The following is a 15,265-nucleotide window of genomic DNA, read 5'->3' as shown; positions in this document are numbered from 1 at the left end:
GGCGCCCCGTACGAACAAGCCACGCCGCCGCAAGACGCGTGGCTTTTTTCATGCGCGCTCTTCGCGCAGGTGCAGGATCGGGAAGGGCCGTCCGGCCGAATCGCGCTCGGAACGTCCCGCCTGCACGAAGCCGGACTGCAGGTAGAAGGCCAGGCCTTGCGGATTCTGCTCGTTGACCTCCACCGTCAAGGGTCCCTTGAGCGCGCGGGCGTGGGCCAGCATCCGCTTGCCGGCGCCTTTGCGGAAGTGGGCGGGATCGACGAGCAGGGCGTCGCGGTCGCCGGCGGCGGCGCGCCGGATGTGGGGAAACAAGCTGGTCATCCTGTCAATGCTACACGAAGGTCGGAGCGACTTGAAGGGCCTGCCAGCACGATATATGCATCGCGCCTATACTGATGACCCCGCCGCGGCATGGACCGCGGCCAGACCTTCATTACGGAATACCATGTCAGCCCTATTCTCCCCTTTCAAGCTCAAGGACATCACCCTGCGCAACCGCATCGCGGTGCCGCCGATGTGCCAGTACCGCGCCAACGACGGCTTCGTCAACGAATGGCACCAGGTTCACTATGCCGGCATCGCGCGCGGCGGCGCCGGCCTGGTGATCGTCGAAGCAACGGCCGTATCGCCGGAAGGCCGTATCACGCCGGGCTGCACCGGCCTGTGGAATGACGCCCAGGTCGAGGGCATGGCCCATATCGCCGCTGCCATCCGCGCCGGCGGCGCCGTCGCCGGCATCCAGATCGGCCACGCCGGCCGCAAGGCCAGCGCCAACCGACCGTGGGAAGGCGACGACCACATCCCGTCCGATGCGCCCTACGGCTGGGACACCATCGCGCCGTCGGCGATCGCCTACGGTGGCGGCCTGCCGAAGGTGCCGAAGGAAATGACGCTGGACGACATCGCCCGCGTGAAGGCCGATTTCGTGGCCGCAGCCAGGCGCGCGCTGGCCGCCGGCTTCGAGTGGCTGGAACTGCACTTCGCCCACGGCTACCTGGGCCAGAGCTTCTTCTCGGCGCACACCAACCACCGCACCGACCAGTACGGCGGCGACTTCACGGGCCGCAGCCGCTTCCTGCTCGAGACCCTGGAGGCCGTGCGCGAAGTCTGGCCGCAGCACCTGCCGCTGACCGCGCGCTTCGGCGTCATCGAGTACGACGGCAAGGACGAGCAGACCCTGAACGAATCGATCGAGCTGGCCCGCATGATGCGCGCGCGCAGCCTCGACATGCTGAGCGTCAGCGTCGGCTTCACAATCGCCGACGTCGACATCCCCTGGGGCCCGGCCTTCCTGGGCCCGGTGGCCCAGCGCGTGCGCGAAGCGAGCGGCCTGCCGGTATCCTCGGCCTGGGGCTTCGACGGCCCGCAGCTGGCGGAGCGCGCGGTGGCGGACGGCCAGCTCGACCTGGTGATGGTCGGCCGCGCCCACCTGGCGAATCCGCACTACCCGCTGCAGGCCGCGCAGGAACTGGGCATCGACCGCCCGACCTGGGTGCTGCCGGCGCCGTATGCGCATTGGCTGGAGCGTTACAGGATGCAGAAGTAAGCTACGGCGCGTGTGAGCCGTCATCCCCGTGAAAACGGGGATCCATGCTGAGTGCCCGAAGTCAGCGCAAATGAAAAAGCCGCGTACCTTTACAAGTACGCGGCTTTTTGTTTGTGCACCGGTTTCTGATGCTCAGCATGGGTTCCCGCTTTCGCGGGAACGACCGCTTTAGTGCGTCAACTCCGTCGTCTGCGCCCCGGCCTTGTTCAAACGGCTGTTGCGCAGCCCATAGCCGAAATAGGTCAGGACCGCCACCGTCATCCACACCGCGAACACGGTATAGGTGATCGGCGACAGGCCCAGCACCAGGTAGAGGCAGGCCAGGATCGACAGGCCCGGCACCAGGTAGGGACCGAAAGGCACGCGGAACCCTTTACGGCCGGTGCGCCTGTCCTCTTCCTGCTGCTTGCGGCGGATGACCGGCACCGACACCGAGACGACCATGAAGGCGACCAGGGTGCCCATGCTCACCATGTCCCACAGGAAGGTGGAGTCGACCAGGCCGGCCACGATACCCACCACGACCGAGACGATCAGGGTATTCGCCACCGGCGACTGGGTGCGCGGGTTCACTTTTTGAAAGGTCTTCGGGATCAGGCCGTCGCGCGAGATCGCGTACAGGATGCGGGTCTGGCCGTAGATCGTCACCAGGGTCACCGAGAACACGGAGATGACGGCGCCGCCCGACAACACCAGCGCCGGCCAGGCCTTGCCCGTCACGTTCTGCAGGATCACGGCGAGGCCGGCTTCCTGGCCCTCGAACATATGGGCCGGCTGGGCGCCCATGGCGGCAATCGCCACCAGCATGTAGAACACGGTCACGATCAAGAGGGCGATCAGGATCCCGAGCGGCACGTCGCGGGTCGGGTTGCGGGTTTCCTCGCCGGCGGTGGCGATGGTGTCGATACCGATGAAGGAGAAGAACACGGTGCCCGCCGCCGCCGTCACGCCGGCCATGCCGCCCACGCTGTGGCCGTCCTTCGCGGCGAAGAAGGGGTGGAAGTTGTTGATGTCGAAGCCGGTCAGGGCGATCGCGGCGAAGAACACCAGGATCGCCAGCTTGATGCAGACCATGATGGCATTGGTCGTGGCCGATTCCTTGGTGCCGCGGATCAAGAGGACGCAGCACATCACCACCAGCAGGATCGGCGGCAGGTTGATGTGCCCGGCGTGGAATTCGACGCCGCTCTTGCCCGAGACGATCATCGGCGAACGCAATGCATCCGGGATCTGCCAGCCGATCGCGTTCTGCAGGAAGTTGTTCAGGTAGTCGGACCAGCCGATCGCGGTGGCGCTGGCGGCCAGGCCGTATTCCAGCAGCAGGCAGGCGGCGACGACGAAGGCGGCGAATTCGCCGACGGTGGCGTAGGCGAAGGAATAGGACGAGCCGGACGCCGGCACGCGGTCCGCCAGCTCGGCATAGCACAGCGCGGTCAGGCCGGCAGTGATGGCGGCCAGCAGGAAGGACAGCACCACCGCCGGGCCGGCCTTCGGCACCGCTTCGACCATGGTGAAGAAGATGCCGGTACCGATGGTGGCGCCGACGCCGATCATGGTCAGCGGGAACAGGCCGAGCGTGCGGCCGAGCCCACCGCCATGGACGGAAGAGTCGTCGAGCTTGCGCTCGGACGTCTTGGTTCTAAAGAGCTTCTGGCCCAATGTCTGGTTCACGGCGTTTCCTCTGGTCGCACTTCCAAAGCCTGCGATTATAGGGCCAGTTGCGGGCCACTTATGGATAACATTTTGCAATGCCTAGAAAAAATAATTTCTTTAAAGATGCATTTTTTATGCAGGTTTATGTAGAATACCTAGGTTTTCACGAGGACCAAACGATGCGCCTCACCCGCTTTTCCGATATCGGCCTGCGCGTGCTCATTTATCTGGAGCGGGCCGGCGAACGCCCTCAGCCGGTGACGGTTGCCGAGATCAGCGCCCAGTTCGACATTCCGCTGAACCACCTGGTAAAGGTGGTCGGACAGCTGGCCAAGCTGGGCTGGATCACGGCGACGCGCGGACGCAACGGCGGCCTGCGCCTGGCGGCCGACCCGGCGCTGCTCACCATCGGCCAGGTGCTGCGCAAGCTGGAAGGCGAGGACGAGGAACTGGTCGACTGCGAGGGCACCGATTGCGCCCTCAAGCTCGACTGCCAGCTGCGCGGCATGCTGCGCGCCGGGATGCGTGCCTTCTACGAGGCGATGGACCGCTATACGCTGGCCAACGCCACCTCGGGCGCGACCGGCGAGCAGGTGATCCGCATGCACCGGATGTTCTGGAGTGGAAGCAAAGGTGAGACAGCCAAGGCTGGCTCATAGACTTGGCAAGAAGAGAAGTAGGTGCTCGCTTCGCGGGCATTTTTTTGAACGTTAAATCTGCATTTGAAATGCATCAATAAGGAATAACCATGATTTCCGACGCTTCCCGCCCCTATATCGACGCCAGCGTGCCGGTCCTGCGCCAACACGGCCTGACCATCACCAAGCTGTTCTACCAGAACATGCTGGGCGCGCATCCTGAGCTGACCCGCATCTTCAACATGGGCAACCAGGCAAACGGGGCGCAGCAGCAGTCGCTGGCATCGGCGGTGTTCGCCTACGCGGCGAACATCGGCAATCCTGGCGCGCTGGGTCCGGTGGTCAATCGCATCGTCCACAAGCACGTCTCGGTCGGCATCCGCGCCGAGCACTACCCGATCGTCGGCCGCCACCTGCTGGGCGCGATCGCCGCGACCCTCGGCGACGCCGCCACCGAGCCGCTGCTGGACGCCTGGAAGGAAGCCTACAACTCGCTGGCCAAGCTGCTGATCGCCGCCGAAGCCGAGCTGTATAGCACCGCCGGCATCCAGCCGGGCGAGACCCGCCCGATGCGCGTCACGGAAGTCGTCCGCGAGAGCGAGAACGTGGTGTCCTTCCGCTTCGTCGCGGCCGACGACAAGCCGTTGCCGGCCTTCCAGGCGGGCCAGTACGTCAGCGTCGCGGTCGACCTGCCGGACGGCAGCCACCAGCTGCGCCAGTACAGCCTGTCCGACGCCCCCGGCAAGCAAAGCCAGCGCATTTCCGTCAAGCGTGAAGACGCCGACGCCGGCACGCCGGCCGGCATGGTCTCGAACTGGCTGCACCAGAACGTGCAGGTGGGCTCGATCCTGCAGGTCTCGCATCCCTTCGGCGAATTCACCCCCGACACCGAAGGCGAGCAGCCGATCGTGCTGCTGTCGGCCGGCATCGGCATCACCCCGATGGTCTCGGCACTGAAGCGCATCGCGGAAGTGAATCCGCAGCGCCGCGTGATCTTCGCCCATGCCGCGCGCGACGCCACCCACCATCCGCTGCGCGAGGAAGTGGGCGCGCTGAAGGATGCGATGCCGAACCTGTCGCTGGTGACCTTCTATGAAGATGCGCAAGGCCGCATGGACGTGAACAAGCTGCCGTCCTGGCCGCGCGAGGGAGCGAAAGTGTGGCTGTGCGGTCCGCACAAGTTCATGCAGGCGCAGTGGCTGTCGCTGCTGCACCTGGGTGTGCCGGCTGGGCGCCTGCATCGCGAGGTGTTCGGGCCGGAGTTGCTCGATCACCTGCTGTAATCGATAAGGCGCTGTTCGCGCTAAGTGTTGAACCTGCCCAGCGCCGCTCTCAAAAAGGCGTCTGGGCTGGCAATACGCTGGCCATCCAGTGCCCAGCGCCAGCCGAAGTAATGGCCCAGGTAACGGCTGGCGACGCCGCGGAATGGCAGCAGCCAGGCGCGTATCCTGCTGTGATACGCGTTCACATTTTGGATGTGCAGCGCACCGCGCCTTCTTTCGCCGGCGCTCGCGTTGATGGCCTCATGTGAGCTCCCGCGCGAATGCCGGATAGGCGGCATGGCTGTCGGTCACCAGCAGCACGTCACGCTCCAGGCGCGGCCCCAAGTGCTCTACTAGCTGCCGCTTGCTCACGCTCCCCTTGCCGGTCACGGCATCGATGGTCCGGCCGCTGCGATCGCGTGCGACCAGGATGCACACCTGCTCGTTCGAGATCCCACGCTTCGTCGCCTTGCCGCCCCGCTTTCGCGGTGGACGGTCGAGGCTTCTGGATCCTTTGTGCGATTCGAGCACATACATCTCGTCGGCTTCGGCAATACCGCTCAAGCGCTGCGGGCGGTCATCCTTGCTCAAGGCCAGGAAGCGGTGACGCCATCGAAAACTGGTCGCATTGGCCACGCCGATCTCGCGCGCCGCGCGGCGCACGCTGCGGGAGTCGAGCATGCAGCCGAGGTAGTCGAGCCAATGCGCCTTGTGGCGCAGCCGGGCCAGCGGCGTGCCGCTGAGCAGGTTGAAGGTGCGGCGGCAACTGCGGCAGCGGTAGCGCTGCAGTCCATGTGCGTGACCGTGGCGATAGGGTTTGCTGGCTCGGCAGTGTGGGCAACAGAGCGGCGCGGCGGGCTGCTCGACGATCTCAAGTACGCGGTCGAGGCCGGCTGCCGATTGCAGCAGTTCGAGCAGGCGGTCGCGTTGCCGCCGGGTCAAGCTGGTGAGGCGTTGCAGGAACTGTTCGAACTGCCGTGCTTGCATGGACCCTCCGTCAACGGTTCAGGTCGACATTGGACCGCAGGCTTACGAAATAGATTCCACACTTGGCGCGAACAGCGCCATCGATAACGCCGCCGCCTGAAATGACACCGTGAAGGCGGCCGAGGGCTGAGCCCTGTATTGCACAGGACTCAGCATTTTTACGCGCGACCCGGTTCATGCTGTTTGGCAACAGTCTCGCCCCCTTCGTGGCATTATTTGCCAGTAACTCTTTGTCGATAATATTTACAGCGCGTCGTGGTTAAAAATATAAGCCATTGAATTTTTGAAAGATTTTCTTCTGGCATGCTTATTGCTAAATCGTGATTGCCTTATAAACAACTACTAGGGAGTCACACATGAAGAAAATCCTCGGCGCCGCCTTTGCAGCCGCACTCGGCCTGGCTGCCATGGCCCCGGCACAGGCCAGCCTGTACACCTCGACCTACGGCACCCAGCTGCCGGGGCCCAGCAACTGTGACGACTGCTATGCCGGACCGATCGCATTCACGGGAACCGGCCAGTCGATCAACTTCTTCGGAAATACCTATTCGGAAGTGTTTGTCAGCTCCAACGGCTACATCACTTTCGGTTCCGGCCAAAGCAGCTATTCGACCCAGGCGCTGGACATCCAGACGGTGGCGCCGATGATCGCCGGTCTATACACCGACCTGGACTCGCGCAGCGACGACGCCTCCAACGTGTACGTCAACACCACGACCGAAGGCGAGATCGTCGTCACCTGGCTCGACATGGGTCATTATTCGGGCGACTACAGCCGCCGCAGCACCTTCCAGATCCTCCTGCGCTCCGACCAGCTCGCCTCCCAGGGCGGCCTGGCCCAGATCGGCATCTTCTACGGCGACGTGGGCGAAACCCGTCTCGTGTCGGCAGGCTTCGGCGACGGCCTGGCGGCATCGAACCCGGGGGAAGTCGCGTTCGCCTCTTTCGTGGTCGGTGACACGCTGAGCAACAGCGCGCCGCGCTATTACAACCTGAATGCCGGCGGCATTCCGGTCGACGTGCCCGAGCCGGCCAGCCTGGCTCTGCTGGCCATGGGCGGTGCCGCATTGGCGGGCGGTATGCGCCGCCGTCGCAAGCAGTAATCCCGCAAGGCTGGCCGCTTGGGTTCCCCATGCAGCCAAGGGCTGAGTCCTGTATTTGCACAGGACTCAGCCTTTTTAATTCAACATCTGCACGTGGTTGCCGCTCACCGAGCGCTGCCCCGGATTGCCGTACACGCGGATCCCGCCCGAACCGCCGTTCTGGGCGATCAGCGATTGGCGGACGTTGGCGGTGATGCCGCCCGAGCCCGAGGACGAGAGGTCGGCCTGGTCGCTGGACAGCATGCCCAGGTCGAGGTGGCCGGAGCCGTTCGCGCGTGCCGTCAGCGAGCGCACCGTGCCGGTCACGCGCAGCTGGCCCGAGCCGTTCAGGTTGACGATCGCGTAGTCGCCGGCCACCCGCCCGACTTCCAGGCGGCCGGAGCCGGTCAGGTTCAGCCTGGCGTTCGCGCTCTGCAGGCGCGAGGCGTCGAGGCTGCCGGAACCGTTGCTGCTGGCCTCGAGGCTGGCCACCTGGCCCGACAGGTTCACGGAGCCCGAGCCGTTGCGGCGCACGGACAGCGGCGTGCCGCTCAGGCCTTCCACGGTGATGCGGCCGGAGCCGTTCTGGTTCAGGTCGGTCAGGCGCGGCACCGTGTAGATCACGTGCACCGGGTTGCGGCTGCGGTAGGAGCGGTCGGCATAGATGTTCAGGGTGTCGCCGCGCACGTCGGTGCGGATCAGCGGCAGCAGGTTGCTGTCGGCTTCCACCACCAGCGAGGTGGCCGGGCCGACGCGCACGTCGACCACGAAGGAACCATTCACGTCCAGGCCGTTCACGGTGCCGACCATGCGCTGGTCGCGCGCGGCCACGCCGTCGCCGTCGACCGTGTTGCCGTTGAAGGGAGTCCGGACCTGGTAGTCGCCGTCGGCGCCGGGAGCGACGACGATGGCGCAGCCGCCGAGGGCGGCGAGGCAGGCGATGGCGAGCAGTGTACGCATGGGATGGCCTTTCTGTTAGTAGTGTTTGAACTCTAACAAGGCGCGCCCTGGCCAGCCCTCCTCATGCGACAAACTGCAGGAAACGCGGAACGAACGGCGTCAGCGCTGGCCCAGGCGGGTATCGCCGAACAGGTTCTTGTACTCGTGGGGCTGGGAGCGCCAGTACTGCGGCGGCGCGCTCACGCTGGCGCCGAGTTCGGCCGCCGCATGCCAGGGCCAGCGCGGGTCGTACAGCATCGCGCGCGCCAGCGCCACCATGTCGGCCTGGCCGGTCTGGATGATGGTCTCGGCCTGCTTGGCCTCGGTGATCAATCCCACGCCGATCACCGGCATGCTGGTTTCCTGCTTGATGCGGGCCGCGAACTCGATCTGGTATCCCGGCCCCACCGGGATCTTCTGCAGCGGCGACAGCCCGCCGCTCGAGACGTGCAGGAACTGGCAGCCGCGCTGTTCCAGCGCCTCGGACAAGGCCAGGCTCTGCCCCAGGTCCCAGCCGCCCTCGACCCAGTCGGTGGCCGAGATGCGCATGCCGACCACCATCTCCGGCGACACGGCCGCGCGGATCGCATCGAACACTTCCAGCGGGAAGCGCATGCGGTTCTCGAGCGAGCCGCCGTATTCGTCGGAGCGCTTGTTCGACAGCGGCGACAGGAACTGGTGCAGCAGGTAGCCGTGGGCGCCGTGGATCTCGATCGCATCCAGGCCGAGCGCATCGGCGCGGCGGGCGCTGGCGACAAAACCTTCCTTCACGCGCTGCAGGCCGTCGGCATCGAGCGCCAGCGGCACGGTCTCGCCCTGCGCATGCGGAATGGCGGACGGCGCCACGGTCTGCCAGCCGCGCTGGTGGTCCGGCGGGATGTTGGCCCCGCCCTGCCACGGGACTTCGCTGGATGCCTTGCGGCCGGCATGGCCGAGCTGGATCGCGATCTTGATTGGCGAATGGCGGCGCATCGCATTGACGATGGGTTCGAGCGCGGCCGCGTGCTCGTCGGACCACAGGCCCAGGTCCTCGGGCGAGATGCGTCCCTCCGGCGTGACCGCGGTCGCCTCGATGATCAGGAGGCCCGCCCCGGACAGCGCCAGGTGGCCCAGGTGGATCATGTGCCAGTCGGTCGGCAGGCCTTCGTCGGCCGAGTACTGGCACATCGGCGCGATGGCGATCCGGTTGGCCAGCTCCAGCGGGCCCAGTTTGATCGGAGAAAACAGCATGCTCATGAAAAAGACTCCCCTTTCGGTCGAAAGGGGTAGTCTAGCGCGCACGATTGAATTACGTGCGCACCACCATGATTCCGGCGCGCAGACCCACACGCACGTCCGGATTGGGGAAGACGACGAATTCCTCGTCGTGCTGGACGGTATAGACGGTATCGCCGTCGGTGGCGATGACCTCGCCCTTTTTCAGGGGCGTGAAGTTCTCGGTGTCGCGTCCGAAGTTCATGCGGAAGGCATCGGACAGCTTCATGATCGACTGGGCGGTGTTGAACACCAGCGGCGCCTGCCCGATTGGCGCGGGCGCCCCGCGCAGCAGCGCATGCAGCGCCGCGCTCATCGCCGCAAACTGCGACAGGTCGTTCTGCCCCAGCGTGCCGATGCGGCCCAGCTCCACCGTGCTGGCGGCGGCGCCGTGCTGCTCCGCCGTCCAGTACGAATAGGTGCCGGCCGACTTCGGGTTCATGATGACGGCTTCGATGCCGCCCTGCCCCAGCCATTCGATCAGGCCGTTACGCGCACCCTCCTCGATCAACTCCGGCACGATCGCGAACTTCGGATAGCGCGAGGCGCGAATCGCCGTGTGCAGGTCGAGGTGCCAGCGTCGAGGGCCTGCACCGTCGAAGAACGCACGCGTCGCGGCGATCAGGGTGTCGGCCCTGCCCGCCTCGAAGGTGCCGGCGAGGTCGCCGCGCTCGAGGCGGAACATGCGGTTCAGGTCGGCGTCGATGAAACGCTTGCCGACCGCGATGGCGTCGATGCTGCCGACGCACAGCATCAGGTCCACCTTCAGTTCCCGCGGAGCGCGCGACAGCGCATCGACCAGGTGCGCGACCATTTCGATCGGCCCGGTCTCGTCGCCGTGCACGCCCACCGACAGCAGCACGCTTGCGCGCGCCGCGTCGGCCTGCGCATGCTTCACGGTCAGCACGCCCTTTGCGGGAAGGCCGACGATGAAGCCGGCGTCGCGGAACAGGCCGGCCACCTGGCCGAAATCGGCCTGGGCCAGGACCCGTACCGATTCCGGCAGTGCTTCGAACGAAGCTGAGCTCATGACATCAAGCCGCGATGCGTTCCGGGCTCGAACCTTCCGACAGCGACCAGACGTTCAGCATCGCCTGTTCGAGGTCGGTCGGCTGGGCGAAGCCCGTCAGGCCCATGGCGCTGGTGACTTCCTGCACCGCGGCCTGCATGTCGCCGGTCTGCTTGCTACGTTCCAGCACGGTCAGCAGCAGGCGCTGCTGGGTGCGGCGCAGGGCCTGCATCGCGTAGTTGCGCAGCTGTTCCTGCGACTTGCTGGTGGCCGGCAGCTTCAGGCCGCGCTCCAGCGTGTCGATGCCGGATTCGGCGCGAAGCAGCATGCCGACCTGCAGGAAATCGGCCAGCGACATGCCGCCCGGACGCTGCACCGATACCGCCGCGAACAGGAAGGCCGCCAGCGATTCGACCGTGTCGACCGCCTTCCATGCCTGCGCGAAGGACGGCGGCAGGCCGGCGTGGGCGTCCGCATCCGACTTGCCCGGGTTCAGGCGCGCCAGCTGCTCCGGCTGCGAGAACAGGTTGGACAGCTCGGCCATGCCGCCGGCGCCGGCTTGTTCCGCCGGCAGCGACAGCACGCCTTCGATCACGGTGCGCAGCATCACGCGGGTACGCACGTCGACGGTCTGGGAGACGTCGCGCGGCACCTTCAGGGCGTCGGCGTCGAGCGCGTCGAACACCGGCGCCAGGTGCAGGGCGGCCCAAGCCTGGCCCCAGGCCTTGACCACTTCGGCGTCGTCGATGCGGTGTTCCTGGGCCAGGTCGCGCAGCATCAGCGGACCGCAACGGTTGACCGACTCGTTGGCCAGCACGGTCGCCAGGATGGCGTTGGCCAGCGGGTGCGCCAGCGGCTTGCGGGTGGCGACCAGCTGTTCCGGGAAGTACGGACGCAGCACGGTTTCGGCCCACGGCTGCTCGGTCAGCGGCAGGGCTGCCAGGATGCGCTTGAAGCGGTTCTTGACGTTGGCGATGACGACCGCCAGTTCCGGCGTGGTCAGGCCCTGGCCGAGTGCCTTGCGGCGCTGCAGCTCGGTCTCGGACGGCAGCTGTTCCAGTTCGCGCGAGACGGCGCCTTCGGCTTCGAGGCTGGCGATCAGGGCGGCATAGCCGTCCACCACCGCGCTGTTCGACTGGGCCTGGGCTTCGCGCACCAGCAGGTGGGTCTGCAGCTTGTTGTCGCGCAGGACCAGCTCTTCCACGGCGCCGGTCATCTCGTTCAGCACGCGGTTACGGTCCGCTTCCGGCAGCTGGCCGGCGTTGACTTCGGTGTCCAGCCAGATCTTGATGTTGACTTCGTGGTCGGAGCAGTCCACGCCTGCCGAGTTGTCGATCGCATCGGTGAAGATGCGGCCGCCAGCCAGGGCGAACTCGATACGGCCGGCCTGGGTCGCGCCCAGGTTGCCGCCTTCCGCCACGACCTTGCAGCGCAGTTCGTTGCCGTTGACGCGGATATTGTCGTTGGCGCGGTCACGCACCTGGGCGTGGGTCTCGGTCGAGGCCTTGATGTAGGTGCCGATGCCGCCGTTGTAGAACAGGTCGACCGGCGCCAGCAGGATGCGGTGCATCAGCTCTTCCGGCGTCAAGCTGGTCTCTTCGATGCCCAGCGCGGCGCGGACCTGCGGGGTCAGCTCGATGTGGCGGGCGCTGCGCGGGAACACGCCGCCGCCCTGCGAGATCAGGCTCTTGTCGTAGTCTTCCCACGAGGAACGCGGCAGCGCGAACATGCGCTTGCGCTCGTTGAAGGAAACGGCGACGTCCGGGGTCGGATCCAGGAAGATGTGGCGGTGGTCGAATGCAGCGACCAGTTTCAGCTGGTTCGACAGCAGCACGCCGTTGCCGAACACGTCGCCCGACATGTCGCCCACGCCGACCATGGTGATCGGGGTGGTGTTCATGTCATGGCCCATCTCGTAGAAGTGGCGCTTGACGGCTTCGAAGGCGCCCTTCGCGGTGATGCCCATCTTCTTGTGGTCGTAGCCGTTCGAGCCGCCCGAGGCGAAGGCGTCGCCCAGCCAGAAGCCGCGCGAGACGGCGATGCTGTTGGCGATGTCGGAGAAGGTCGCGGTGCCCTTGTCGGCAGCCACCACCAGGTACGGGTCGTCCTGGTCGTAGCGGACGGTGTCGCCCGGTGCGACGATCTCGCCGCGCACGCGGTTGTCGGTCACTTCCAGCAGGCTGGAGATGAACAGGCGGTAGACTGCTTCGCCCTCGGCCGCCACCACTTCACGCGCGGCATCCTTCGGCATCTGCTTGCAGACGAAGCCGCCCTTCGAGCCGGCCGGCACGATCACGGCGTTCTTGACCATCTGCGCCTTCACCAGGCCCAGCACTTCGGTGCGGTAGTCTTCCATGCGGTCCGACCAGCGCAGGCCGCCGCGGGCGACCGGGCCGCCGCGCAGGTGCACGCCTTCGAAGCGGCGCGAGAACACATAGATTTCGCGCCACGGACGCGGTTCCGGGGCCAGCGCCAGGTCGGCGGTGGCGATCTTGAAGATGATCTTCTCCCCCTCGTTCTGGAAGTAATTCGTACGCACGGTCGCCATCACCAGGTCGACCAGGGCGGCCATGATCTCTTCGGTGTCGGCGTGGTTGACCTGGGCCAGGCCGGCCTTCAGCGCGGCCAGCTTGGCGTTGCCGGAGGCACGCTCGTCTTCGCCCAGCTTCGGATCGAAGCGCAGCTTGAAGCCTTCCACCAGTTCGCGCACCAGGCCGGCGCGCAGGCGCAGGGTTTCGGCCATGTAGCGGGTCGAGAACTTGCTGCCGGCCTGGCGCCAGTAGCTGATGTAGGCGCGCACCAGCTGCACTTCGCGGGTCGACAGTCCGCCTTCGATGGTCAGGCCGTTCAGGCGGCCGTCTTCCGCTTCATCGTTGAACAGGGCGGCGAACAGCTCTTCGGCCACCTCGGCGATGCCCGGCTTGGCCAGCTTGGCCGCGCTTTCCGCATCGACGATCAGGCTGGTCACGAAGTGGCGGGCGCCGTCGGTGGTGGTGATCGCGAAGGCCTGCTCGCGGTCGATCGCCACGCCGGCGTTCTGCAGGGCCGGCAGGATGCGCGACAGCGAAGGCACGCTGCCGGTCGAATACAGGCGGAGCGAAGCGCCGGTCGCGGCATCGCTCTCGATGCGCACCGATACGTGGTTCGGCTTGCCGTTGCCGAGGATGGCGGCGACGTCGCGGAAGGCGACTTCCGGCGCGGTGGCGGCGACGTAGTTGACCGGCAGGGTCGGCAGCAGCTTGCGCAGCGCGTTGCGGGTCGGGACGTCTTCGACGCCATCGGTCAGCGTGGTGTAGCGGTCATGCCAGCCGTCCAGCACGGACAGCAGCGGCTGCTGGATGTCGGTTTCCAGGTCGAGCGGATTGCGCGCGGCCTGGGCGATCAGGTAGACGCGGGCCAGCGGGCCATCGGCCACCAGGGTCTGGGTGCGCACGTCGCTGGCGCCCGAGCTGTCCTTCAGGGCCTGGGCCAGGGCGGCCACCACGGCGGCGCTGTAGCGCTCGCGCGGCAGGTAGACCAGCACGTTCAGGTGGCGGCCGTAGACGTCGCGGCGCGCGAACACCTTGGCGCGCGGCTGCTTGTACAGCGAGACCACGGCGCTGCAGACCTGGGCCAGCCATTCCGGATCGGCTTCCAGCGCTTCGGTGCGCGGCAGCGATTCGAGGATCTCCAGGAATTTCTCGGCGCGGAAGCCTTCCTGGCGCACGCCGGCAATGCCGAGCACCTTGGCGACGCGGCCGCGCGCGAACGGCAGGCGCGCCAGCGGGGTCGAGGTGGCGGCGCGGGTGAACAGGCCGATGAAGCAGTGTTCGCCGATGGTGTTGCCCTGGGCGTCGGTGGCGCGCACGCCGATGAAGTCGAGCGGCTGGTCGCGGTGCAGGGTGCCGGCGACGTCGGCCTTCACGATCGACAGGGTCTCTTCGCGCTTCGACAGGATCTCGAAGTCGCCCGGGATGTTCTGGATACTCGTCGCGTAGACCGGGTGCGAGGTGTCCTGCAGCACGCCGATACGGCTCGGGATGTCGCGTTCGAGTTCGCGCACGCCCGGCTTGACGAAGTAGTAGGCGTAGCCGAAGGGCTCGAAGCCTTCGTTCCTTGCCCATTCGAGGAAGGCGGCGACTTCCTGGCCGGCAGGGGTGCCCTGCGCGGCGGCGTCGGCGGCCACGGCGCTCATGCGGTCGCCCATGGCGACGGCGTCGCGGTGGACGACGGCGGCGTCGCGCGCCACCATCTGCAGGCGCTCGACCAGGGCAGCCAGCTCTTCCTGCGGCAGGTCTTCACCCAGCAGGCAGAGTACATAGGATTCCAGCGGCGCGCCGGCTTCGCCGACGGCGGCCACGGCGCCATTCGCGTCGCGGCGAACCGGCAGCACGGCATTCATCACACCGGTCGCCACCACGCGCTGGCGGCGCAGCGCCATCACGAAGGAATCGACCAGGTAGGGCATATCCTCGTTGAGGATCAGGAGAGCGGTCGACATGCCGCAGCGCCCGTCGGTGTAGCGCATCTGGGCAATCTGGCAGCCCTGGCCGGTGCGTTGCGCAACCTGGGCGAAGCCGTCCTGCAGGATCGCCGCCAGGCTGTCCGGCGAAACGCCCGCCAGGTCCTCGTCGTCGAGGGAACCGAGCCAGGCGCCGATCAGCGCACCGAGCTGTTCGGCGGGCTTGTTTTCCGCATTTTTCTCGTTAACCAGGGCGAGCGTACGGGTACGCAGGTCCGACGGCATGTCTTTATTCATTTGCTTCTCCAAAGCTGAGTGTTGATGCCGAGTCCGCTACGGCTTGTGGCCACGCGTGCTCAGGCTTATGCGGACGGGGTTGTCCCATCCAGATTCTTGCTTTCTTATCCCGAAAGCTAATCCGCTATTAGAACATGCCGTAATGACGCTGGCGAGG

Annotated in this window: 10 protein-coding genes and 1 pseudogene; 4 read left to right on the top strand and 7 right to left on the bottom strand. The window is 66.3% G+C overall.

Translation table 11 applies throughout. The features are described 5' to 3' along the window. Nucleotides 1-48: 48 nt before the first annotated feature. On the bottom strand, nucleotides 49-321 hold the full coding sequence (locus AC1DOQ_RS09890) for a GNAT family N-acetyltransferase (protein ID WP_477362661.1): 273 nt from the start codon (nucleotides 319-321) through the stop codon (nucleotides 49-51). A 124-nt stretch (nucleotides 322-445) separates the two neighbouring features. Between AC1DOQ_RS09890 and AC1DOQ_RS09885 the strand changes: the two genes are divergently transcribed. Continuing rightward, a complete protein-coding gene (locus tag AC1DOQ_RS09885; protein ID WP_477362659.1) occupies nucleotides 446-1,546 on the top strand; it encodes an NADH:flavin oxidoreductase/NADH oxidase in 1,101 nt (366 codons plus the stop codon). A gap of 168 nt (nucleotides 1,547-1,714) precedes the next feature. Here AC1DOQ_RS09885 and AC1DOQ_RS09880 read toward each other — a convergent pair whose 3' ends face one another. Next, nucleotides 1,715-3,217: an APC family permease gene (locus tag AC1DOQ_RS09880; RefSeq protein ID WP_477362657.1), complete on the bottom strand. Its 1,503-nt coding sequence runs from the start codon at nucleotides 3,215-3,217 to the stop codon at nucleotides 1,715-1,717. 161 nt (nucleotides 3,218-3,378) lie between these two features. Between AC1DOQ_RS09880 and AC1DOQ_RS09875 the strand changes: the two genes are divergently transcribed. Both AC1DOQ_RS09875 and AC1DOQ_RS09870 read left to right on the top strand, forming a co-directional pair. Further along, entirely contained in the window at nucleotides 3,379-3,858 is a 480-nt protein-coding gene (locus tag AC1DOQ_RS09875; RefSeq protein ID WP_477362655.1) for an RrF2 family transcriptional regulator, read from the top strand. A gap of 89 nt (nucleotides 3,859-3,947) precedes the next feature. Beyond that, entirely contained in the window at nucleotides 3,948-5,120 is a 1,173-nt protein-coding gene (locus AC1DOQ_RS09870; RefSeq protein ID WP_477362653.1) for a globin domain-containing protein, read from the top strand. 20 nt (nucleotides 5,121-5,140) lie between these two features. On the opposite strand, the pseudogene AC1DOQ_RS09865 reads toward AC1DOQ_RS09870, so the two are convergent. Next, nucleotides 5,141-6,086: pseudogene (locus tag AC1DOQ_RS09865) on the bottom strand (IS1595 family transposase). A 356-nt stretch (nucleotides 6,087-6,442) separates the two neighbouring features. On the opposite strand from AC1DOQ_RS09865, the gene AC1DOQ_RS09860 reads away from it, so the two are divergent. Continuing rightward, nucleotides 6,443-7,189 (top strand): nidogen-like domain-containing protein, encoded by a 747-nt coding sequence (locus AC1DOQ_RS09860; RefSeq protein WP_477362651.1) that lies wholly within the window; start codon nucleotides 6,443-6,445, stop codon nucleotides 7,187-7,189. Nucleotides 7,190-7,264: 75 nt separating this feature from the next. On the opposite strand, the gene AC1DOQ_RS09855 is transcribed toward AC1DOQ_RS09860, so the two are convergent. The 4 genes from AC1DOQ_RS09855 to AC1DOQ_RS09840 form a co-directional block, all read right to left on the bottom strand. Beyond that, on the bottom strand, nucleotides 7,265-8,128 hold the full coding sequence (locus AC1DOQ_RS09855) for a head GIN domain-containing protein (RefSeq protein ID WP_477362649.1): 864 nt from the start codon (nucleotides 8,126-8,128) through the stop codon (nucleotides 7,265-7,267). Between the two features lie 99 nt (nucleotides 8,129-8,227). Then, nucleotides 8,228-9,343, bottom strand: a complete 1,116-nt coding sequence (locus AC1DOQ_RS09850) for an NADH:flavin oxidoreductase/NADH oxidase (RefSeq protein ID WP_477362647.1) — start codon at nucleotides 9,341-9,343, stop codon at nucleotides 8,228-8,230. Nucleotides 9,344-9,395: 52 nt separating this feature from the next. Then, on the bottom strand, nucleotides 9,396-10,391 hold the full coding sequence (locus tag AC1DOQ_RS09845; protein WP_477362645.1) for a succinylglutamate desuccinylase: 996 nt from the start codon (nucleotides 10,389-10,391) through the stop codon (nucleotides 9,396-9,398). Between the two features lie 4 nt (nucleotides 10,392-10,395). Then, a complete protein-coding gene (locus tag AC1DOQ_RS09840; RefSeq protein ID WP_477362643.1) occupies nucleotides 10,396-15,108 on the bottom strand; it encodes an NAD-glutamate dehydrogenase domain-containing protein in 4,713 nt (1,570 codons plus the stop codon). Nucleotides 15,109-15,265: the final 157 nt, after the last annotated feature.

This window comes from Massilia sp. 01N417, assembly GCF_056399645.1.
Note: the sequence above shows the minus strand (reverse complement) of the source record. Positions and strands in the feature narration are given on the sequence as shown.